19 protein-coding genes are annotated in these 23,698 nt (G+C 35.1%); 11 read left to right on the forward strand and 8 right to left on the reverse strand.

What is annotated here, in order from left to right; genetic code table 11:
* Positions 1-158 precede the first annotated feature (158 nt).
* Positions 159-617, forward strand: coding sequence for a precorrin-2 dehydrogenase/sirohydrochlorin ferrochelatase family protein (locus ILYOP_RS12200; protein ID WP_013388804.1), 459 nt, complete (start codon positions 159-161; stop codon positions 615-617).
* A 38-nt stretch (positions 618-655) separates the two neighbouring features.
* Complete coding sequence (locus ILYOP_RS12205) at positions 656-2,278, forward strand: GGDEF domain-containing protein (RefSeq protein WP_013388805.1); 1,623 nt, start codon at positions 656-658, stop codon at positions 2,276-2,278.
* Between the two features lie 48 nt (positions 2,279-2,326).
* Here ILYOP_RS12205 and ILYOP_RS12210 read toward each other — a convergent pair whose 3' ends face one another.
* The 8 genes from ILYOP_RS12210 to ILYOP_RS12245 all read right to left on the reverse strand — a co-directional run bounded on the left by ILYOP_RS12210 (position 2,327) and on the right by ILYOP_RS12245 (position 13,159).
* Entirely contained in the window at positions 2,327-5,359 is a 3,033-nt protein-coding gene (locus ILYOP_RS12210; protein ID WP_013388806.1) for an efflux RND transporter permease subunit, read from the reverse strand.
* Position 5,360: 1 nt separating this feature from the next.
* Positions 5,361-6,644, reverse strand: coding sequence for an efflux RND transporter periplasmic adaptor subunit (locus tag ILYOP_RS12215; protein WP_013388807.1), 1,284 nt, complete (start codon positions 6,642-6,644; stop codon positions 5,361-5,363).
* A gap of 44 nt (positions 6,645-6,688) precedes the next feature.
* Positions 6,689-7,513 (reverse strand): metal ABC transporter permease, encoded by an 825-nt coding sequence (locus ILYOP_RS12220; RefSeq protein ID WP_013388808.1) that lies wholly within the window; start codon positions 7,511-7,513, stop codon positions 6,689-6,691.
* Positions 7,503-8,249 (reverse strand): metal ABC transporter ATP-binding protein, encoded by a 747-nt coding sequence (locus ILYOP_RS12225; RefSeq protein WP_013388809.1) that lies wholly within the window; start codon positions 8,247-8,249, stop codon positions 7,503-7,505. Before ILYOP_RS12225 ends, ILYOP_RS12220 begins: the two co-directional genes overlap by 11 nt.
* Positions 8,242-9,114: a metal ABC transporter solute-binding protein, Zn/Mn family gene (locus ILYOP_RS12230; RefSeq protein WP_013388810.1), complete on the reverse strand. Its 873-nt coding sequence runs from the start codon at positions 9,112-9,114 to the stop codon at positions 8,242-8,244. The genes ILYOP_RS12225 and ILYOP_RS12230 overlap by 8 nt, the downstream gene beginning before the upstream one ends.
* Positions 9,115-9,277: 163 nt before the next feature.
* On the reverse strand, positions 9,278-10,624 hold the full coding sequence (locus ILYOP_RS12235; protein ID WP_013388811.1) for a diguanylate cyclase domain-containing protein: 1,347 nt from the start codon (positions 10,622-10,624) through the stop codon (positions 9,278-9,280).
* A gap of 27 nt (positions 10,625-10,651) precedes the next feature.
* Positions 10,652-12,190 (reverse strand): HD domain-containing phosphohydrolase, encoded by a 1,539-nt coding sequence (locus tag ILYOP_RS16210; RefSeq protein WP_013388812.1) that lies wholly within the window; start codon positions 12,188-12,190, stop codon positions 10,652-10,654.
* Positions 12,191-13,159: an ABC transporter substrate-binding protein gene (locus tag ILYOP_RS12245; protein ID WP_013388813.1), complete on the reverse strand. Its 969-nt coding sequence runs from the start codon at positions 13,157-13,159 to the stop codon at positions 12,191-12,193.
* Between the two features lie 592 nt (positions 13,160-13,751).
* Between ILYOP_RS12245 and ILYOP_RS12250 the strand changes: the two genes are divergently transcribed.
* The 9 genes from ILYOP_RS12250 to ahpC all read left to right on the forward strand — a co-directional run bounded on the left by ILYOP_RS12250 (position 13,752) and on the right by ahpC (position 23,679).
* The gene (locus tag ILYOP_RS12250) at positions 13,752-14,144 is read left to right on the forward strand and encodes a secondary thiamine-phosphate synthase enzyme YjbQ (protein ID WP_013388814.1); all 393 of its coding nucleotides are present in this window, start codon (positions 13,752-13,754) and stop codon (positions 14,142-14,144) included.
* A 71-nt stretch (positions 14,145-14,215) separates the two neighbouring features.
* The gene (locus ILYOP_RS12255) at positions 14,216-15,772 is read left to right on the forward strand and encodes an ATP-binding protein (protein WP_013388815.1); all 1,557 of its coding nucleotides are present in this window, start codon (positions 14,216-14,218) and stop codon (positions 15,770-15,772) included.
* Positions 15,750-16,418 carry a response regulator gene (locus tag ILYOP_RS12260; protein WP_013388816.1) on the forward strand — a complete coding sequence of 223 codons (669 nt, stop codon included), beginning with the start codon at positions 15,750-15,752 and terminating at the stop codon, positions 16,416-16,418. Before ILYOP_RS12255 ends, ILYOP_RS12260 begins: the two co-directional genes overlap by 23 nt.
* Positions 16,419-16,694: 276 nt before the next feature.
* Positions 16,695-18,002 (forward strand): 2-hydroxycarboxylate transporter family protein, encoded by a 1,308-nt coding sequence (locus ILYOP_RS12265; protein ID WP_013388817.1) that lies wholly within the window; start codon positions 16,695-16,697, stop codon positions 18,000-18,002.
* A gap of 49 nt (positions 18,003-18,051) precedes the next feature.
* Positions 18,052-18,294 carry a hypothetical protein gene (locus tag ILYOP_RS12270; protein WP_041921293.1) on the forward strand — a complete coding sequence of 81 codons (243 nt, stop codon included), beginning with the start codon at positions 18,052-18,054 and terminating at the stop codon, positions 18,292-18,294.
* A gap of 214 nt (positions 18,295-18,508) precedes the next feature.
* Entirely contained in the window at positions 18,509-19,024 is a 516-nt protein-coding gene (locus tag ILYOP_RS12275) for a hypothetical protein (protein WP_013388818.1), read from the forward strand.
* The gene (locus tag ILYOP_RS12280; protein ID WP_013388819.1) at positions 18,984-21,269 is read left to right on the forward strand and encodes a sensor domain-containing protein; all 2,286 of its coding nucleotides are present in this window, start codon (positions 18,984-18,986) and stop codon (positions 21,267-21,269) included. The genes ILYOP_RS12275 and ILYOP_RS12280 overlap by 41 nt, the downstream gene beginning before the upstream one ends.
* A 62-nt stretch (positions 21,270-21,331) precedes the next feature.
* Complete coding sequence (locus ILYOP_RS12285) at positions 21,332-22,972, forward strand: FAD-dependent oxidoreductase (RefSeq protein WP_013388820.1); 1,641 nt, start codon at positions 21,332-21,334, stop codon at positions 22,970-22,972.
* Positions 22,973-23,115: 143 nt separating this feature from the next.
* Positions 23,116-23,679, forward strand: coding sequence for an alkyl hydroperoxide reductase subunit C (gene ahpC / locus ILYOP_RS12290; RefSeq protein WP_013388821.1), 564 nt, complete (start codon positions 23,116-23,118; stop codon positions 23,677-23,679).
* Positions 23,680-23,698 lie beyond the last annotated feature (19 nt).

Raw genomic sequence — 23,698 nt, forward strand, 5'->3', positions numbered from 1 at the left:
GAAATATATACAAGTTATGGTATAATAATTTATATTTTTTTTAAATTTGAAGGAAATGTCATTTGTATTAGTATAAATCATAGAGATTATTAAAATATCATATCAGAAGTTAAAACAAATCGCAAAAAAACATACCACATCAGGAGGTAATACATTATATGGAACATAAATTTTTTCCGCTGTTTGTGGACTTGAACGACAAGAGATGTCTGGTTATAGGTGCCGGGAATATAGCATACAGGAAAATAAAAACACTGTTAAAGTATGGTGCAATGGTAGAAGTAATAACCAGGGATGTGGCAGAAGACAGAATTTCTGAGCTTCAAGGAGTGAAAGTCTCTGTTAAAGCTTTTTCAGAAAAAGACCTTGAAAATGTATTTTTGGTAGTTGCAGCAACAAATAACAGTGACTTTAACAAGGAGATATTTGAGATCTGTAACGCAAAGAATATTCTTGTAAATAATATGACATCAAAATTTGACATGAACGCAAGATTTTCTGCAGTATACGAGGGAGAATCGGTGCAGGTGGCGGTATCCTCAATGGGTTACCCAAAAAAATCATTGGAGATAAGAGATAACATAAAAAAGATGCTTGAAAAAAATAATTGTCAATGAAAACATAAATTTTTTACTAGAACGGGAGGTAGCTTAGGGTGGGGAAATTTTGGTTAAAATTCTTAAAAAGTACTGCTGTGATATTTTTGATTATTATTTTTGGAGTTAATTACAGTATTCAAAAGAAAAAATCCATAGAAAAATTTAAAAAGCAAGCAGATGAAAATTTTTTTACTATGGATAATAATATCTCTTCTGTGAACAAGTTACTTAATATTCTTGAAACTTCCGGAGACACGTATTACAAGAAAAATACACGGGTTGGGAATAATAATTTTAGATTTAAGTATATTCCAGAAGATGATTTGTATATATCTACAGATGAATCAGAAAGAGTAGTAGTAGGTGTAGATAAAATAAGCTCTAGGTGGTCTGTAAAAAAAGAGCTGGATATGTCAGAGGTTCTAGCATCTAGCTATGATAATGTAATCGGAGTTATGCCGGATATTGCTTATATCTATTACGTATCTAACAGTGGTTTTATAAATCTTTTTCCCAAAGTATCAGATGACAAATACTCGTCTTTGAAAAACATTTACAAATTAAATTTTGTAAAAAAAGAGCTTTTTTCAAAGGAAAAAAGTGGGGAGAACGAATCTTTCTGGAGTGGGATATACAAAGACCCGTTAGGGGAAGATCTGCTTATAAGCAGGGGAGCTCCTATTTATGAGGGAAGTACACTAAAAGGTTTAATAACTTTAGGATTAAAAAGTGATTTTTTTGTGAAAAAAATAGATTCTGATCTCATATTAGAATTTTTTATAGTGGATGAAGATGGGAATGCTTTATCTACAGAGAATCTTCAAAATAAAAAGGTGTCAAAATTCTACGATAGTCTTCCCCAAAAAATTTATGACAAAAGATATAAACTTCCAGATATGAAACCCTGTGACATTGAGAAAATAGGAAAGTATTATATCTATTATGAACAATGCAATTCTTCTCCATGGAGAATTTACTATGTAACTGACTCAATGAAACTACATAGTGAAATGCTAAAAAGTAATCTGGTGTTTCTTTCTTTATGGTTTATGTCTCTGGTATTTTTATATGGAGCATTAAAGCGTAAGGCTGTGGTAGAAGATAGCCAGCAGACCATAGAAAAACTTCAGGTGATGCTCAGAAAAAGTGACAAGGAAATTGAAAAAGATTTTTTGACTGGTTCTTATAACAGGAAAGGTTTTACTAAAATAGCAAACTTGGAATTGGAAAGAATGAAAAGGTATGACATTGATGCCTGTGTAATGATGATGGATATAGATTTCTTTAAAAAGTTCAATGATACTTACGGGCATGCCTGCGGAGATTTTGTTTTAAGATCTTTTGTTAGAGTTGTCACAAAGAATGTCCGTCTCAGTGATATAATAGGAAGATGGGGAGGAGAGGAGTTTCTAGTACTTCTTCCTGAAACAGACTATAAAGGGGCACTTCTTGCTGCAGAGAAAGTAAGAAAGATGGTGGAACGTGAGGTTTTTTATTATCATAAACAATCTCTGAATATAACTGTGACAATAGGAGTATCAACTCTCAATGTGAGAAAACCTCTTGAGAAGGCAGTGGCAGAAGCAGATGCGGCCATGTATAGGGGAAAAGAGGATGGTAGGAACCGTGTGGTTGGATTCCAGGATATTATGACCAAAGATGTAAAATGGAAGAAATAAATAACTAAAATTATATTTTAAAAGTCATAAGAAAAAGAGACAGAAAATTTAATTTCTGTCTCTTTTTAGTTTAGTTCTTGCATTTTCAACGAGGGAATAAAGTATAGGTATAATTATTAGAGTAAGAAGAGTAGAAAGTGAAAGACCGAAAATAACTGCAATAGCCATTCCATTGTACATCTCGGCACCCTCTCCCCTACTTATTGCAAGTGGGATCATACCAAAAACTGTAGTGAGAGTTGTCATGACAATAGGTCTTAGTCTGGTCTCACCGGCTTCAATAAGAGCCTCTTCCATGTTGGACCCTCTGAGTCTCAAAAGATTAATATAGTCTATGAGCACAATGGCATTATTTACAACTATTCCAACAAGCATTATTATCCCCACCATCACCATGATATCGAGTTTTCTTCCTGTTATAAAAAGACCTAAAAATACACCAATTACAGAAAGAGGTATTGCCCCTACTATGATAAAGGGAAGGACAAAAGATTCAAACTGTGAAACTAATATAAAATAAACGATAAAGATAGAAAGTATTAGGGCTATATTTAAATCTGTCATTGCCTCGTTTAGCTGCTGCCCCTCACCACCAAAGCCATAGGATACTGTCTTTGGAGGATTAAGTTTTTTAAACTCCTCAGCCATAAAAACCTGAGCTTCTTTCAAGGTAAAATCATCAGCTAAGTTGGCAGAGATTGTCACTTTTCTTATCTTGTTTTTTCTTTCTACCTGTGACGAACCCTCTTGAATTTTTAGGTATGCCACATCTCTTATTTTTACTGATATGCCAGCAGGAGTTTTTATTTTGGACTCTAAAAATTTGTCTATGGAATTTCGAAACTCTTCAGCTAATTTTACAGTAACATCGACCTCTTCATTATCAGTCTTTATGGTGATGGGATCGTCCCCTAATATCTGATAACTCAAAGCTTGGGCTATCTCGGTGACCCTTAGACCATAAGACTGTGCCTTATCTCTGTTTATCATTATTTTTGCCTGAGGTCCTCCTCCTTCAATAGATGATTTAAAGTCAACAAGCCCACGTTTATTTTGCATAATCACAAAAAGTTTTTTTGTGATGGACTCCATTTGAAGATAATTTGAGGAATATATCTCAAACTGGAAATCTCTTTCTGAAGTTTGTGGACCTCTAAAAACAGTAGTGAGATTGAGTTTTATATCTGGGATTTTTGAGAGGTCACTTCTGAGGGAATCTACAATGGCGAAAACATCACGGTTTCTATCTTTTTTCTCTTTTAGCTCGACGTTTATGGCTATCTGACTGGGGTTACCTGTGGTGCTGTATCTTAACATTTCATCGTTTTCTTTTTCTTTTACCACTCTTTTTTCTAGAAGCTGTGAAGTTCGTTCTGCCATGGAAATTTCCATTCCAGATGGAAGTTCTGCTATTATCGTATACTGACTTTCATCCTGCTCGGGCATAAATTCTCCACCGATGGTTCCTGCTATAAACACTGAGATAATAAATAATATTATTGTTATTAGAAGAGTCTTCCATCTGTGGATCAGTGTTAAGTTTAAAAGCTTCATATAGAATATTCTTATTTTTTTTAATAATCTTCCGTCCTCACTGTGTTTCTCCTCTTTTTCCAATATCTTGCTAGATATCATAGGGACAAATGTAAGAGCAACTATAAGCGAGGCTAACAAAGAAAATGAGATTGTATAGGACATATCGCTGAATATCTCTTTTGCTATTCCCTCTCTGAGGACGATGGGAATAAATACAGCAACTGTGGTGGCGGTAGAAGCCAAAATTGGCATTGCAATCTCTCTTGCTCCTTCACCTGCAGCTTCTGAAGGACTCTTTTTTAATTCTTTATAATGTCTGTAGATATTATCTAAAACTACCACTGAGTTGTCTACTAGCATCCCTACTCCTAGGGAGAGTCCCATCAACGAGATTACATTGAGTGATATCCCCTTCATATCCATAAAAGCAAAGGTAAAAATTATGGAAGAAGGTATGGCAAGAGCAATTATCGAAGTGGCTCTAAAACTTTTTAGGAAAACAAATAAAATTATAGAGGCCAGTACAAGCCCTGTGATAGCGTTATTTTTTACTGTATTTATAGACTGGTTTATAAATTTTGATGCATCATAGCCCACTGAAAGATATGTTTTGGCAGGCAGGTATGGTGAGAGTTCCTCTATATCAGCTTTTATTCTGTCTGCAATATCGACTATGTTTCCGTCCTCAGCTTTATTTACCATGACGGAAACTGCAGGCTGACCGTTTACCCGATAAAATGAATCCTGGTCCTTATTGGTAAGAGTGACAGAGGCCACATCTTTGAGTCTTAGTATTTTTGAGTTTATATTTGAGATAACGACATTTTCTATTTGAGAGACATTTTCTAGCTCCCCCTCTATTTTTACAAGATAACTTTTCTCACCGGATTTGACCTCTCCTATGGGAATGTTTATATTTGACTGTCTTATGATGTTGAATATATCCACTGCATTTAAATTATAAGAATCCAGTTTGTAGGGATTTAGTTCTACAAGGACCTCTTTTTCAAGACCACCCCGAACTGTTACGTCTCCCACACCTTTTACCCTTTGGAACCTTGGTTTTATCAGGTTTTCTGCAGTGGACCTCAGGGAGGTGATGTCATCCCCTATATAATCCACCAGTATAGAGGTCTCGGCCCCTATATCGATTTTGTCTGTGACAGGTTCGTTTATATCGTCAGGAAGTTCACTTCTTATCTTGTTTACCTCTGTCTGAATAAGATCCACCTTGTCATCAGAATTTGTTCCGTAGTCAAATTCTATAACTATCTGTGAAAGTCCCTGACTAGAGAAGGAATTAAAGTTTTTTATCCCCTCTACAAGGGATACGGCATCTTCTAATTTTCTTGTGACCAACTTGTCCATGTCTTCAGGAGATGCCCCAGGCCAGGTTGTAACCACTGTGGCAACAGGGATATTAAAATTTGGAAGTAGAGCCACAGGCATTTGAGATAAACTGAGGAGTCCCACAACTATCATAGTTACGATAAGCATTAAGGTAGTCGCAGGTTTTTTTATAGCAATTAATGGAATATCTCTCATGCTATTCGACCTCCTTGATGCTGTCTCCGTTTTCTAAAAGGTACTGTCCCTGTATAATTACTTTATCTCCAGATGATACTTCAGAGGAGATAACTTCGTAAAAAGAGTCAGATTCCATTCCTGTTTTTATCTGAATTATCTTAGCCTCACTGTTTTCTGCAATTGCGATATAACTTAAGAGGTCTTTTATCATAACAGCTTCTTTTGGAACCGCAGGAACATTTCTAGGGTTTGACTCTAACCTTACCTCTGAGTACATACCTTTTTTTAGATATCTATCGCTGTTATCTAGGGAAATTTTTACTGTGAATTTTTTTGTAGTTGGATCGGCAGAGGGATTTATTTCATAGACTTTTCCCTCTATCACATCTGAAATATCAGGAATAAATACATCTATTTTTTTGCCGACAGAAATATCAGAGATATCTTCTCCTGGGACTCCCATATCCACTTTCATGAGAGAGTCATCAATGATGCTAAAAAGAAAATTCTTTTCGTCGATATACTGATAAAGGTCTAAATCCATATCTGATATAATTCCCGATATCTTAGCCTTCACATTGAGGTCTTCATAATCTTTTTTTGCAGCATTAAATTCTGCTAAGGCTAACTGATAGTCGGCTTTTGTCATTGATATATCATATTTCCAGCTCTCATCCTCTTTATATTTTTTATAGAGAAGATAAGCAGCTTCTTTTTCCCTGACTCCTCCGTTTTTTAAGGACTCATATCTTACTTTTGCCTGTTCAAAGGAGCTTATTATCTCTCTGTACTCTTTTTCTGAGATAAGCCTTTCTTTATAAAGTTTTTCATTACCTGCAAAAGTAGTTTTTTTCTCGTTAAAACTTTTTTCTGCAGCAGCAAGATCTCCTGTTGCGGAAATATATGCCGATTTTGCTTCTTCATAATTTTTTAGTATTTCATCCTTTGCAAATTTTACTGTTTTTTCCATCTGAGACTTCTTGTTTTCCATATCTGCCTTGGCTCTGAAATATCTAGAAGATACTGTTTCATTTTTTATAGTTAATATTATCTCGTCTTTTTCAACCTTATCTCCGTTATTAAAGTTTATGTTTATTATCTCTCCACCTTTTTCTGTGATTTGTTCTACCTGAGAAATAGGAACTATATCAGAATTGTCAACCACTCTTTTAGACATTTCAATATTTTTTATAAGAGTTGTTTTTATAGGTTTTATCTCTTTAGGTGGAACTTCTTCTTGTATTTTTTTACCACATCCAGTTAAGAGAATAAGTATTATCAAGGTGATTGTTTTTTTTATCATAACAGTTCACTTCCTTGGGATAATATAAAAGTAATTACTACCGTCTAGCTTTTTAATATAATTTTTTTAAAAACAAAAGCACTTATAAAATAGATTGAGTTTATGATAACTATGGTGGCGCCAGTAGGAATATCTAATATATAAGAGGTGAAAATCCCTAAAATCACAGATGTAGAGGAAAAAAGGGCAGAAAAGGCAAGGGTGCTCTTGAAGCCTTTGGCCACCTGCAGCGCGGTAACTGCTGGGAATACAATTAGAGAAGATATAAGCATGGTTCCTACGATTCTTATTCCTAGGGCTATTGTGACCGATGTGAGTATTATAAGGAGCTGATTTAAGAGTCTTACATTTAGTCCTTGTGACACAGCGAACTCTTCATCATAAGTTATTGTGAAAAGATCAGGATAAAATAAGATAACTCCTGCTACAACAGTAACACAGAGGATCCCAGACATGATTATTTCTCCTTTGGTTATAATGAGAATGTTACCGAAAAGAAAACTGAATAAGTCCACGTTAAAGCCCTTTGAAAGACTGGCTATAAGTACACCTAGGGATACTGCAAGGGAAGAAACCAGACCAATTGCCGCGTCTCCGTCGATATTTGCCTTTTCATTTAGTTTCAGTATAAGGAAAGAAGCCATTATGACTAACGGAACAGACACCAGTATAGGTGAAAGAGAAAGCATTATCCCTAGAGCTACTGTTGCGAAGGCCACATGAGCCAGACCATCTCCTATAAGGGAAAGATTTTTCAGTACTAGGAAAGGTCCTAAAAAAGAGCATGAAAGAGATATAAATATACCTGACAATATTGCCCTTTGTATAAATGAGAAACTCAGTGCCTCTGTTATTTCATTAATGATCATGGGTATGCCTCCAGCAAAATTGATGTTGTGAGATTGAGCCAAAGTAAGCCGTCATCTTATCTGACTGGCAAAATTCATCATAATTTCCATAAAAAACAAGAGACCTGTCCAGATAAAGCATTTTTGAGGTATGTTTCCCTATCCCTCCTACATCGTGGGAGACAAAAAGTATAGTGACATTCTCTCTTAAGTTTATCTCTTTTAAAAGTTCATAGAACTCATTTCTTACCTTTGGGTCTAAAGCTGATGTAGGCTCGTCTAAGAATAAAATTTTAGGTTGTGATACTAGAGCTCTGGCTAAGAGCACCCTTTGTTGCTGACCTCCAGAAAGGTTTCCTATGGATTTATCTGCTAATTTTTCTATTTTTAGTTTTTTTAAAAGCTCATCTACATTTTTCCATTCTTTTTTTGAAAGATAGCGTGGAAACCTCTTTTTTCCAAGAAGTCCGGAAGCTACTACTTCTCTAACTTTTCCTGGGAAAGTCTTGTCAACCTTAAAACTTTTCTGTGGAAGGTAACCTATCTCTCCCGGACTTATGTTATGGTATTTTATACTTCCTGTAGAACTTTTTATTATTCCGACCATGGTTTTAACAAGGGTAGTTTTTCCAGAACCGTTTGGCCCTACGATGCCGATATAGTCCCCTGTGGCCACATCAAAAGATATATTTTCCAGAATTCTGATTCCGTTATAAGCTATGTTAAGTTTATCTACAGAGATGATGATATTATTCATTTTTTAGACCTCTTTTCAAATTTTTAAGGTTATCTTCCATTATATCTATATAACCCTTTCCGGATTTTAACTCTTCTTTGGATAGATTATGGACGCCATGTAAAAGCAGAATTTTTGTTTGGGTTTCTCTGGCTATAAGCTTTGCACTTTTGGGGTCTATAAGTTCTTCAAAATAAATATAAGAATCCCCACGTTTTTTTATAGTTTTGATAAGTTCTGCCATACGCCTTGGTGTAGGTTCTGCATCAGGAGAAAAACTTCTGTAAGGAGTAGTAAAGGTCAGGTTGTACCTCTTGGCAAAATATCCGAAGACCATATGTCCTGAGAAAACAACATCTCTTTTGTCTAGCTCTGACAGCTCTCTGTCTATTTTCTGATGAAGTCTTATAAGTTTATTTTTGTAAATTCTGGAATTTTCAATATAATATTCACTGTTTTTGGGATCTGTCTTTATAAATGCTGCAGTTATGTTGTCTGCCATCTTCATAGCAAGGACTGGATCTGTCCATATATGCGGGTCTTTATGATCGCCGTCTTTTATTTTCTCAATTCCCTGGCTGATGTCAGATACAGCAACTGATGAGGGGAGATTTTTACTCATTCTGTGAACCCAGGGTTCCATGTCTTCACCTGTATAGAGTAAAATATCAGAGGTAGTTATCCTGACCATATCTCTAGGTGTGGGCTCATAGGAGTGAGCCTCTACTCCAGGCGGCAAGAGAAGAGTAACTTCCGCCTTTTCTTTTCCTATATTTCTGGCAAAGTCATAATTTGGAAATATTGTGGCTATGACTTTTATATTTTTTCCAAAGGAAAAAGCTGTAAAAAACAGCGTAAGCAACAAAGTTATAAAAAATCTATTCATATATTTCCTCCTTTTTAACTATATATAGATTTATTCTAGTAATTTAAAAACATCCTTTATAATTACTTATAAATTCAGAGTAAAACTTTATTTTATTACTGGAAATTTTAAAAAAGCAACCTCGAAAAAATCCCGAGGTCGCTAAGTCAGATATATTTATAATTTAACTAATATTATTTGAGTTAGTCTTTTGTCTGTACATATCTTCGTCTGCAACATGGGTCAGTTTGTCGAAATCAGTTTCATCTGTTGGATAAACTGAACTTCCGATACTAGAGAAGATTTTAATTTTTTTATTCTGATGCTGGTAATCTATTGTTACGGCTTTTCTTATTCTTTCTTTTATAATTTTTACATCTGAGATATCCCCTATATCCGGGATAATAATAAGAAATTCGTCTCCTCCCAGTCTAAATACTGCCTCAGACTTTCTACATATTTTCAGTAGCTTGTCTGAGATCAGCTTCAATACCTCGTCTCCTGCCTTGTGTCCATAGGTGTCATTTATACTTTTAAATTTATTTATATCTAAAAGTAGTATGAGGACTTTGGTATTATTTCTCTTGGCCTTTTCAAATGCCATCTGGTAGAACTCATCAAGGAAAGCTCTGCTATAAAGTCCTGTAAGGTGATCATGAATCACTTCATTTTTAAATTTGAATCTCGAAATTATATTGTTGTAAAGAAGCGTTGCCGACAAAAAGGTCAGTAAAATCGACACGACAAATTTTAATACAATTTTATCATCTGCTCTTTCCCAACCGTTTATCGGGATAATAGCAGCACTCCAAAGGGTATTGCTGAATTCCATGTCAAGTATAATAGGGTCCTTTTTAAGTATTGAGCTCTCACCTAAAAACGGATTTTTTCTAAAAGTGTTGTCGTTAAAAAGTGCTATGTGAAGTCTGTTCTGTTTTTCAGACAAAAGGGCCCTCTCCATAAACTGGTCAGCATCTATTACTATACTCACCTGTCCCCAGTATCCTGTCTCATCATTTACTACTGGAATTCTTATGATAAATCCTTTTCCACCCTGTACGAGATCCAATGGTCCCTGTAGAATCTGCTTGAGCTTATATTTTACTTCTAGGACCTTTTCCCCTTGAAGGGGGATATCCAAAAGGTCTATTCCCACTGCTGACTCATTTCCTTCTTTTGGAAAAACCGATACTATAGTTGTATCTTTGATGGTTGATATATTTCTGATTAAATGCCCATCCCCCTGTACTAGATTGGAAAGATATTTGTCAGATTCCTCTGGACGAACCTGAGGATGGGTTTTTAAATAAGCTATATAACCCTTTAGTATATGCTCATTTATATTAAAAAAACTCTCGGTCTGAGACCTGTAGTGAAGAAATTTACCTATGGTTTCCTCTCTTTCATGCACATTACTGCTGTAGATCTCATTCTTCATATTAGAATAAAATGTAAATGACAATACAGCGAAGAAAAAAATAGGAATTGCAGCTGCTATGATGTAATATTTTTTAGAGATATTTTTTTTCACGGACTTTCTCCTTTGCGTAGAATCATATCAATCCTCTTTTAATTCGAGATATATTTTATGAAATTGATCCTGTATATCAGTAAAGGCCTTTAGAATGTCCGGATCGAAATGTTCAGGTGACGTTCTGCCATCACCTTCTGTTATTATTTTTACAGCTTCCTCATGGGTGAATGCTTTTTTATAAACTCTTTTGCTGATAAGGGCATCGTAGATATCAGCTATTGTCATGAGCCTAGCAGACAGGGGAATATCTTCCCCGGAGATCCCCTTAGGATAACCGGAACCGTCAAATTTTTCATGATGGCAGTAGGAGATCTCTTCTGCAAACTTTAAAAAAGTGTTTACTCCGTTTTTTTTCTCGGATTTGATAATGGCATCTCTTCCATAAATAGTGTGTTTTTTCATTATTTCAAACTCCTCGTCAGTATACCTTCCTGGCTTTAATAGGATGGCATCTGATATACCCACCTTACCTATATCATGAAGAGGAGCAGACTTTGAAATCAGCTCGATGTTTTTGTTTGTGAGAGCTTCTCTGAATCTAGGATGATCTTTTAAGTGTTCAGCCAAGGCTTTTACGTATCTTTTGGTCCTCAGAATATGGTTTCCTGTTTCGTTGTCACGCATCTCAGCTAAGTATGCAAGGCTGTTTATAGTAACCTCCTGTGTGAGTTTAAGTTCTTTGGTACGTTCATCTACTTTCTTTTCCAGGTTCTGGTTATGCTCTTTTAAGAGTGAGTCTCTCTGGTGGAGTTTGTAGGCCATGGAGTTGAACTCGGTGATAAGGTATCCCATCTCATTTTTAGAATTATAATCGATATTGTGGTTGAATTTTCCACTAGAGATTGAACTTATTGCCCTGTTTATTTTTGATATGGGAATAAACAAAATCTTTGTGAGGATAATGATCATAAAAATAAGCAGTGTGATACCCAGTGCCACAGTTTTTTCCAAAAAATAAATTTTGGAATTTTTGAGCTCTATCATTGCATTGTCCACATTTGACTTTAAAAAAAATACCCCACTTATATCTGAGTTGTTTATTCGGCTATACTCAGCCCCCTTTATAGGCATGGCTATGTTGAGTTTTCCTTCTTTAAAATCAGAGTCAATGTGTCTAAATTTATTTTTATTGATGATCTCTTTCACTGATGGCTCAGGTATTTTTTTTCCGATTTCTTCCTGATAATTTGAGGCGATAACTGTCTGGTCAGGGCTATAGACACGGATGGTATCAATATCTGGATAGGAACCTGCGTCTTCTATCTGTCTCTGGAGGGTAGCAATATCATAGTTTTCTAGTAAGACAGAGGTAGACCAGTTGAGGCTTGACAGAGTAGAGGAAAAATTGTCGATATATTCATTTTCAAAATATTCTTCTGAATAGTTATTCAGCATGGAAAAAGCCGATAAATTGATAACTATTATGGCAGCTATAATTCCGAGGGATATTTTCATATATATAGAAGAAAAAACTGTACCTCCGTAGAAGTCGAGTTTCTCCTGAGTCTCTTTTTTGTAGTTTAAAATTTTTTGCCAAATACCGGCAGGTTTTTTCTTGATCATTTAAATATCTCCTTTGACCATTTTGACAACAGTGCTGTCGTAGAGCTTTCTAGTGTCGATTTTTTTCTTTGTTAGTTTACTTTCAATCATAAATTGGTTTAAATTTTTCAGTTCTTCATCTATTTTTCCAGAAGAAAGTTCTTCCATGTTTTCATCTATAGAAAAAAATATGAACTTTTCATAGAATTTTTTGAATTCATTTACTGTAATTTTTTCTTTAGAAGCCATTATTTGATAGCCCTTTTCTGGGTTGTTTTTCACAAATTCCTGTGCCTTGTACCAGGCCTTTACCAGTTTTGAATAGTCCTCAGGCCTTTTGTCTAGAGATTTTTCTCTGGCTAAAATCACATCGGTGGACATCAACTTTCGGTTGCTTTGCATGAGTAGATTTCCATTTACCTTATCAACTGCAGTGCTTACATAGGGTTCATAGGTAACGGCTGCATCTACTTTTCCATCTATAAAGAGTTTTGAGGCTTCTTCAAAGGAGGAAACAGAGACAAGCTCAATATCATTTTCACTCATATTATTCTTTCTGAGGAACTTGTACAGTAAATAGTGTTCATCTCTATCAATTTCTACTGCTATTTTTTTCCCCTTTAAGTCACTGGCACTCTGAATCTCTTTATTGACAACCAGTCCCTGGTTTCCAAAGATGGTTTCTGTCATGAGTATTATCTTTGACTTTTCACCTTTTCCTGCGTGATATACAGCATTGAAATATGTGGAATGAACAAGATCGGTTTTCCCCAGGTAAAGTGATGCCATAGAGTCTGACCATTTTGTAAATCTTACTATTTCCACAGGAACATCTTCAAAATATCCTTGTTCTTCTGCAATATACCAAAGTTCACACGAAGGCCAGTTGTTGGCCGCGATTCTGATGGGTTTTTTCTCTTTGAAGCAGGAAGCAAACAAAATAATAGTAAACCCAAATATAAAAGGGAACAAGATATTCTTAATTTTCATAGGAACTCATCTCCAAAAGTGTTTTGGTCAAGACTTATATTTCTATCTACATAAATTATATAACAAAAAAATCACAAAATTAATTTTTACAATCACTCAATAATACCACAAGTCAACATAAAAATAACCTTAGAATGATAAAAAAACAATATTTTTAACATCTTAGTTAGGTTTGCTATTTGAAGGAACTTCCGGTAAATCACTGAATTTACCAGGATATAAGGGTAAACAATATTTTTCAACGAATATACACTAATAAAGGACAGGGAAATTAACACGAATAAGGATAAAATATTTTGGTCACAGAGGAAGCAGAGAAAAAGAGAGAGTGTCGCAGAATTAAAAACAGAACCATTTACGTTTTATTTTGCAATAGGTTTTTTATCAATTTTTATTAGCGGTAAAAGCTATTGACTCTTATATTTTTTTAGATTCGATTATTTTTGAGGATTTCTTAAAAGTAGCAAGTTAAGTCAAATTATACTATACTTGATATTAGGAATAGTTTGAATTTTATTAAAAATTAATTATTTTATTTGAAAATTAGGTTTTAATTGGGATTGACCGAAAAAATCAACTGGGGGAATTGATTATGGAAATTATTGAGCTTAAGACTAGCGGAAAATGTGAGATGGTAGATATAACCAAAAGAATAAAAGAAGCAGTGTATAAAAACAGATGGAATGACGGAATCCTTGTGGTTTTTTCTATGCACACCACAGGAGGAATCACCATAAATGAATCCTATGACCCTGATGTGCAGCATGACCTTATAAGGGCCTTAGATAAGATGGTTCCTGATCTTAACTTCAGACATATGGAGGGCAACTCTGATGCTCACTTAAAAACCAGTTTGATAGGTGCAGAAAGCACTCTTATAGTAGAAAAAGGTGAACTTTTACTGGGAACCTGGCAGGGAGTTTATTTTTGTGAGTTTGACGGTGGAAGAGAAAGACGGGTTCTTTTGAAATTCATAGGTAAATAATGTCACAGAGTAAAAAAACTTAAAAATGTCGTATACCGGATATTGCAGTTATAAACCTGAGGAGAATAAATATGAAGCTAGAAAATCGGATAAGAGTCTACATATTGACCTTGTTGACATTGAGCCTTGTTATAACATCAGGCCTTTTTATCGAAAGGGAACTTAGACTTATAGAGGATAAGGTGCAGGGGAATCTGAAGAATGTCAGTTCTCTTTTTGCCAGAGACCCATTTATTCAGAAGAATCTCTATGAAAAAAATCCTGACCTAATACAGAATTATGTGGAAAGAACCATGGAGTCCCTAGAGGAAATTGACCTTATTGTTGTGGCTGATATGTATGGAAAGCGATTTTCCCACGTAAACAGAGAAAAAGTGGGGAAATATTTTGTAGGGGGAGATGAAAAAAAAGTAATAGAAACAGGGGAAAGCTATTTTTCCAAGGCCAAGGGTACTTTGGGCATATCTATAAGAAGATTCGAACCTGTAGAGTATAGGGGGGAACAGGTAGGCTTTGTAACAGTTGGAAAGCTCTACTGGAAAATCCAAAAGGTGAAACGAGGCGTCATAGTTTATTTCACCTCGGCTCTTGTTATGGTTATACTTTTGAGTTTTATCCCTGCATCGACACTTTCTCAAAGCATCAAAAAGGAGCTAAAAGGATTTGAACCCAATGAGATAGGTAAGATATACGAGGAAAAGAAGACGATATTTGAAAGCATCCATGAGGGTATAGTGGCTATAGATCAAAAGGGAAAAATAACACGGATGAACCGAGCAGCCGAATCAATATTAAATGACAGCAGACTGGATAAGTTAAAGAAAATCGCTGAAGAAACAATTGAAAAAAAGCACGGAATATACGACAGGGAGATAGATCTTCAGAAAAAAAAGGTTTTCATAAACTCTATACCGATCTTTAAAGATGAAATTCCTCTAGGGGTTGTTCTCACAATGAGGGACAGTGAAGAGGTAAATAAAAGAGCGAAAGAAATAACGGGATTCTCACAGCTTATAGATTCCCTCAGGGCAAATATCCATGAGTTCAAAAACAAACTTCATGTGATATTAGGACTCTTAGAATTAAATGAGGTAGATGAGGCCATAAAATATATAAGCAAGTTAGAAGATGAAGTAGGGGCATCGAGATTTGAAAATGCCGATATAAATGACTCGATACTACTAGCTCTTCTGACTGGTAAGCTAAATACTGCCATGGAAAAAGGTGTAAAGCTGAAGTTGATAAAGGGTACCTATCTAATGTCTGATCATGGAAGGATAAGCACCAGCGACCTTGTAATAATAGTGGGGAATCTCATAGAAAATGCACTAGAAGCCTGTGACAGGTCTATGAGAAACGGTATAGAGGTCTATCTCAAGGAAAGTGAAGATGATATTCTCATAATGGTTTTAGATACAGGTAGGCCCATAGCCTTTGATGTGGAGAAAATATTTGAAAAGGGAGTATCTTCTAAGAATGGTAATACTAGAGGGTCTGGGTTGGCTCTGGTAAAAGAAAAAATAGACCTCTACGGAGGAGAGATGCAGGTAAATCAAAGAGAGGGAACAAAGACATTTAAAATAAGAATCTACAAAGGAGATATTGATGATAAAAGTTATAATAGTTGAAGATGATCCCATGGTGAAGATGATAACAGAAAAATTTGTCTCTTCCACCGGGGAATTCAAGGTTGAGGCCTCTTTTGGAGACGGAGAGGCGGCCTATGAATATATTTCTAAGGGAAAGGGAGACCTTCTCATCCTAGACATGTACCTTCCAGGAATGGACGGCCTCACACTGCTTAAAAACCTGAGAGAAAATGAGATATGGATAGAGACCATATTTGTCACTGCTGCAAGCAACCTAGAAGACATAGAGAAGGCTTCTCAGTTAGGAGCCCTGGACTATCTTATAAAACCTTTTAATTTTGCCAGGCTCAGAAGCTCCTTTAAAAAATATCTAGATAAAAAGGAAACTACCTACGGGAAAGAATCCCTAACCCAGGAAGATGTAGATAAGATTTTTTTGGGAGACAAGAAAAATGTGGTTACATGTAAAGGGATACATGAGAGCACCTTAAAAAAAATAATATCTATTTTAGAAGAAGACAGGTCAAAAGAATGGTCTACCAAAGAGGTTGCCGAAAAAGTAGATTCTAGTGTGGTGACTGTGAAAAAATATCTAGATTATCTCACTGAGACTGGAAAGGTAGAAAGTACACTTCATTACAAGAGTGTAGGAAGGCCCCAGTACAAATATAAACTGAATATATAAATTATTAAAAAAAGATTGCTAAAAAAAGTGCAATCTTTTTTTATTTTAAAAACCTTTTAATTAGTTTAATATTATTTTTTATTCTGAAAATGAATGGTATAACCTTAATAGGAACGAAAAAGTAGCAAAAAGAACAAAAGTTACTGCTTTAAAAAGAAATTTAATCATAAAAAGTTTGGGGGGACTTATATCGATTACAGTGTCTATGAAAAAGTGGCATGAGAACTAAAAGCACAAAAAATTAATAACAAATAAAATTTTCAAAGGAGGAGAAATATGCAAAATACAGCTGTTTTAGAAAATGAGCAAAGCAGTCAGTACAAACTTATGGGGATAGAGATGAAGTATTTTATCCCAATCACAATTGTCGTATTTGTAGCGACATATCTAGGAGTTTTACCTAAGGGGATGCTCGGAGCATTTCCGTTGATGATGATACTAGGAGCAATTTTAAATGAAATAGGGAATAAAACCCCTATAGTGAAAGACTATTTCGGCGGAGGTCCAATTGTTATAATATTTGCCTCAGCAGCACTTATCTCCTATGGTGTCATTCCGGAAAATGGGAAAACTATAATGACCTCATTTATGAAGGGTGAAGGATTCCTTAACTTCTATATAGCTGCCCTTATTACAGGAAGTATTTTAGGTATGAACAGAAAGCTACTGATTAAAGCGGCTCTTAGATATCTTCCAGTTATAATCGGCGGAGTGGCTTGTGCCATTTTATTAACAGGTGTTACAGGAGCACTTCTAGGTTACGGATTTAAAAAAGCTGTATTCTACATTGCCATACCAATTATGGGTGGAGGTATGGGTGCAGGTGCAGTACCACTAGCTCAAATGTTTGGTCAGGCTATGAGTAAAGACCCTGCAGAACTTCTTTCTGTAATGGTTCCAGCTGTTGCCTTAGGAAATGCAGTGGCAATAGTTGTAGGTGGAATACTAAGTAAAATCGGAAAGAAAAACAAAAATCTAAGTGGAGACGGAAAACTTCTAAAAGACCAGACCAACGATATAGGCGGACAAGAAAAAGAAACAGAACTTAAAATCAGTTTTGAAAATATGGGAAAAGGACTGTTGTTTGCATGTACCTTCTTTATATTCGGAAAAATGCTTGCAAAATATATAAATCTGCATCCGTATGCTCTTATGATCTTATCTGTAGCTGCAGTTAAAGGAACAGGACTCATAAAAAGAGAATATGAACAGTGTGCTTCACAATGGTTTCAGTTTATAATGAAGAACTTTACTCCTGCTTTACTTGTAGGTATAGGGGTGGCATATACAAGTCTTGATGCAGTTATAAAAGCATTCAGCCCTACTTATATACTACTTGTGTTTACAACAATAATAGGAGCAGTTATCGGTACAGCGATTATAGGACACTTATTGGGATTCTATATGATAGAAGGATCTATCACTGCTGGTCTTTGTATGGCAAACATGGGTGGTACAGGAGATGTGGCGGTACTTTCTGCTTCAGACAGAATGGAACTTATGCCATTTGCTCAGATATCATCAAGAATCGGTGGAGCCTTTATGCTCATTCTCACGTCGGCACTGCTGAAATTCTTCTTATAAAAAAAGGAAGGCCCTATACCTTGACGTATACATTTTTGAGGTGGTGTAGATGTCAAAAATTGATTATTTGAGGCATGAGATGGAAAAAAAGGGTTACCATATAACAGAAAGGATCTCAGCTTCAGGTGAAATTTCTATCCGAGAAGGAAGAGGCGGACATATAATAATGGAGATAGAAAATATTGACCGGGATAAGATAAAAATCCTGTTAAATAATCTTCAATGCAGAACAATGATCAGAGTCAAAGATGACGGTAAAATCCAATTTATAATAAAAATGAGCAGTGTCTAAAATGGCACTGCTTTTTTACTGGGCGATAAAAAAGAGAGGGTTTGTACTAAATCGTAGTTATGTGCTTGACTAACTATAAAAACTTAAGTATAACTATATTATTATTTTAAGATACAGCATGGTTAGAAACCAATTGGAGTTGTTTTTATCATTGACTTCTTGGGATGTTCTTACTTAACTAAACTACTCGTGGGCAGGATACTTGGAGGGTCAAATGAAATCAAAAAAACAAAAGTCAAAAAAAATATTGAGAGAAATCAGCAAGCAAATAGTTATAATTTCTTTGCCGATTTTAATCATTTCCAGTCTTTTACTCGGATCAATTTATCGTTATGAAATAAAAAGATCTACATCAAATCTGATAGGAAATCTTTCAGGAAAAACTGATGTATTTGAAGATACAGTACAATATCTTTTTGAAGAGACCTTCAGAGACATATACATTATAAAAAATTCCAATGAGTTTCAAAATTATGTAAAAAATCAAAACTTTGAAAATAAACTAGAGGTTCAGCACCTTTTTGAAAGGTATATGTTGAATAAAGAAGATTATCTCCAGGTGAGATTTATAAATCCAAAAGGAGATGAAGTTATCAGAGTAGAAAGAGAAACAGACAGTGGTATTATTGTAAATATTGCAGACGATGAGCTTCAGTCCAAAAAAAAAGCGTTATTATTTTGGAAATACAATGAGTATAGGGGGATCGGATATATATGTTTCAAATCTTGATCTCAATATCGAACATAAAAAGATAGAAATGCCACATCTTCCTGTAATGAGATTTTCCTCACCTGTGGAAAACAACAAAGGAAAAACCATAGGTATTCTGATAATCAATTTTAAGGGATTCAAATTTTTGGATACATTTAGAAATTATCTGAAAATAAATAACCCATTGATCCAAATATCCCTCACTGACAGCAACGGATATTACCTATACAACAAGGATGAAAGCAAAAATTTTGGATTTATGTTTGAAGGTGAGGCCAAGAACTACAGACTAGAAAATGAGTCTCCTAAACTCTGGGAAATGATAAACTCTTCTTCTGAGAAAAACTTTGAGACAAAAGATAAAGTTTTATATTTTAAAAAAATAGACCCTGAATTTAAAGGACATATATATTTTGATAATGAAAATTTCTACTGGAATGTGGTGGCCTCTCTTAAAAAAGAAGATCTGCCAAAGCTTTATCCCGATATATTTATATTTAAGAAAAATATAAAACTATATATATTATTGGGGATACTGGCTTTGTCAGCAACTATAATCACACTCCTTCATCTAAAAAAAAGGGAGAGTAATCAGCTTTATATGGCAGAGCTTATACTAGGTTATGTAGATGAGGCAGTGCTGATAACGGATTCTGCAGGTAATATCCTGGATTTTAATGATGAATTTCTCAATTTTACAGATTTGGATAAAGACGAGATTCTAAAGTCAGACACAAGCTTATTTGAGCTAAATGTAACTCACCCTGAAATTTATGATGATATAAAGAAAGAAATGAACAAGGGTAAAAAATGGGCAGGGGAACTCTGGCTCAAGAAAAAAGATAATTCCAAATATCCGGCTATTCTCACTATAAATAATGTGGCAAATCCAAAAAATAAAAATACAGAGCATTACGTATGTGTGATAAAAGATCTGACCAGCGAAAAGCAAAGGGAAGCAGAGATAGAATACTTACTAACTCATCATTCAAAGACAAAACTACCAAATGAAAATCTAATGAGGCAGCTTATAGATGAAGAGATAAAAAATAACAGTGGTTTTAGCCTAATATATATAAAACTTAAAAATTATAATGATTTGGAGATAAAATACACTGATGAATTTTTGAATCTTATTTATGAAAATATAATCGGGAAAATAGAATCAATTGTCAGTGAAAAGGAAAACATAGCTCATTTATCAACAGATACCTTTATAGCTATATGCAAGACCTCTACAAATAAACTTCTTCTCAACAAATCCATGATTGAACTTTTTAAGGGGCTGAAATCAAGCATCACTATAAAAGATATCAGTGTTCACTTAGAATTTGAAATGGGCTCGGTGATATTCCCGGAACATGGTGATTCCTCTAGAGAACTGCTGAAAAAGGCTCTGTTTTCAATAAGAGCACTTAAATTTCATCCAGAGCGTAACTATATAATCTATCACAATAATATCGAAAAAAGTGTGAGAAGGGAGCTTGAGATAGAGGAAAACATAGTTTCAGCAATTGAAAACAATGAATTTCAAGTTTACTTTCAGCCTCAGATTGACAGCAACACTGAAACAATAAACGGATTGGAGGCACTGATACGATGGAATAACACGACCTTGGGAAATGTTTCTCCTATGGAGTTCATACCTCTTGCTGAAGAAAAGGGTATAATAAATAAAATAGATATGTGGGTAGTAGAAGAGGTTGCCAGGCTTACTAAAAAACTTGGCCTTCACGAACAAAAGGGGATAAAAATTTCCATAAACTTATCTGCTAATGATTTTAAAAATGATTTTCTTGTTGAAGATGTAGTAGCCATACTAGATTTCCACGGACTTGATCATAATCAATTTGAAGTTGAACTTACTGAAGGGACGCTGATAAGTGATCATGAATATGTCAGTACAAAATTGGAAGAATTTAAAAGTTATGGTATAACTGTTGCCATAGATGATTTTGGAACAGGCTTTTCTTCTATGAGTTATCTGAAGAAACTAAATTTTGATAAACTAAAGATAGACAGGTCGTTTATAAAGGATTACCCAAAAATGGACAACGGCTCTATAGCTGAGGTCATAAGCTACTTGGCTCAGAAACTGAAAGTAAATCTCATTGCCGAAGGTGTAGAGACTGTAGAGCAACTTAAGTATCTTCAGAGTATAGGGTGTGTCAATATACAAGGGTATTACTATAGTAAGCCTTTATCAGAAAAGGAACTTAAAATTTATTTAAAAGAACATTTTGAAAAAAAGAGGTTATCCTGAGAAACTTTAGAAAGATGTTAATAGAAAAAGCTGATCTAAAAAAATAATAAATGAGGTATGATATGGAAAAAATATATGATCTTATAATATTAGGCGGAGGCCCTGCCGGTCTTTCGTCGGGACTATATGCAGGGAGAGCCAGACTAGATACTGTTATAATTGAAAAGGGTATTGCCGGAGGACAGGCTGCTACCACTTCTGATATTGATAATTATCCAGGTGTGAAAAATGCCAAAGGGCCTGAAATTTCTGATGTAATGAGAAATCAGGCAGAGGACTTTGGTACGGAGTTTATAACCGGAGATATATTAGAAGTGGATTTTTCTCAAGAGATAAAAAAAGTAAAAACAAGCAGCGGAGAGTATAGGGGAAGAGCAGTGATAATATCCACCGGAGCCAGACCAAAAAAATTAGGCTTTCCAGGGGAAGAAAAATATACAGGAAGAGGAGTTGCTTACTGTGCAACATGTGACGGAGAATTTTTCACAGACTTAGAAGTATTTGTTATAGGGGCAGGTTATGCAGCTGCTGAGGAAGCTATATATCTCACTAGATTTGCAAAAAAAGTTACTGTTATTGCCAGAGAGCCTGAATTTACCTGTGCAAAAGCTATAGCCGAAAGGGTTTTGGAAAACAATAAAATAGAGGTTATATTTAACACTGAAATAATAGAAGCTTCTGGCGACGAGATGGTAAATTACGCCAAGTTTAGAAATAACGTCACAAAAGAAACCTGGGAATATAAGTCTGGGGAAAATTTTGGTATATTTGTTTTTATAGGATATGAACCTATCACAGAAAAATTTAATGGTCATGTAAAGATGGACGATAAGGGATATATCCCTACAGATGAAACTATGAAAACAGATATAGAGGGAGTCTATGCAGCTGGAGATCTTCGGCCAAAAATGCTTAGACAGGTAGTTACGGCTGTTGCTGACGGGGCCATAGCAGCTACAGCAGCAGAAAGATATGTTTCGGAACTTAAAAGAAAATCCGGTGAATCTCAGGATGAAAAATCCAAGCCAAAGGCCCAGGTTGAAAAAGAAGCAGTGAAAAATAAAAAACTCGGCTTTTTAAAAGGTGAAATAGCTTATCAGTTGAGAGAAGTATTTGAAAAAATGGAAAAAGAAGTAATTTTTGTTACTATTGTGGATGAAAGTGTAAAAAAATCATTGGAGCTAAAGGAAGTTCTTGAAGAAATAGTCCAATTGGGTGATAAACTGGAACTTGAGGTTTATAAAAAAGGAGAAAATCCTGAGATAGAGGAAAAAATAAATGCAGATAAATATCCTGTAGTTGCCCTGCTAGATAGCGAGGGGAGGTATAGGGGTGTTAAATTCCATGGTATTCCTGGAGGGCACGAACTCAATTCATTTGTTATGGCAGTTTATAACTTAGCAGGTCCAGGACAGGTTATTAGTGTGGATATTTTAGAAAAAATAAAAGAGATAGACCAAAAGGTAAATATAAAGGTGGGGGTATCCCTTACCTGTCATCACTGCCCAGATGCAGTTATAGCTGCTCAGAGGCTGGCCATTGAAAATGAGAATATAGAGGCTGAGATGATAGATGTTCTGCAGTTTGCAGATATCCGATCAAAATATAACATAATGAGTGTTCCGGCCATAATTATAAATGACAGTGAAGTGACCTTTGGTGCAAAAAAAATAGATGAAATACTCCAAATGCTTAAGAAATAAAGGAAGTAAAAAAAATCAGAGCCAGTTCCTATTTAAAGGAGCTGGTTTTTGAATTTCAACTTTCTTGACAAAGTAAGTAAAGAAATGTATAATTCATTTAGTTATTATTACAAAAATGAAAACAATGAAAAGGAGGTTTCATTATGTCACTGATAGGCAAAAAGATAGAAGATTTTAAAGTCCAGGCTTTTCACGATGGTAAATTTAAAGAGATAAGCGATCAGGTATTAAAAGGACAATGGTCGGTGTTTTTCTTTTATCCTGCAGATTTTACATTTGTATGCCCTACTGAATTAGGAGACCTTGCAGATAATTATGAAAAATTCAGAGAACTGGGAGCAGAGCTATATTCTGTATCAACAGACACCCATTTTGTGCATAAGGCCTGGCATGATGCTTCGGATACTATAAAAAAAATTAAGTTTCCTATGCTTTCTGACCCTACAGGGGCTCTTTCTAGACAGTTTGGTGTCATGATAGAAGATGCCGGTCTGGCTTTAAGGGGTACATTTATAGTCAATCCAGAGAGAGAGATAAAGGCATATGAAGTCCATGATCTAGGAATAGGAAGAGATGCTGATGAGTTGTTGAGAAAGGTTCAGGCAGCTCAGTTTGTAGCGGCTCATGGTGATCAGGTTTGTCCTGCAAAATGGAAACCTGGAGAAGAAACTCTGAAACCAAACTTAGACCTCATAGGAAAACTTTAATAAAATATAGGCTCCCTAG

Source organism: Ilyobacter polytropus DSM 2926 (assembly GCF_000165505.1).
GTDB classification, from domain to species: domain Bacteria; phylum Fusobacteriota; class Fusobacteriia; order Fusobacteriales; family Fusobacteriaceae; genus Ilyobacter; species Ilyobacter polytropus.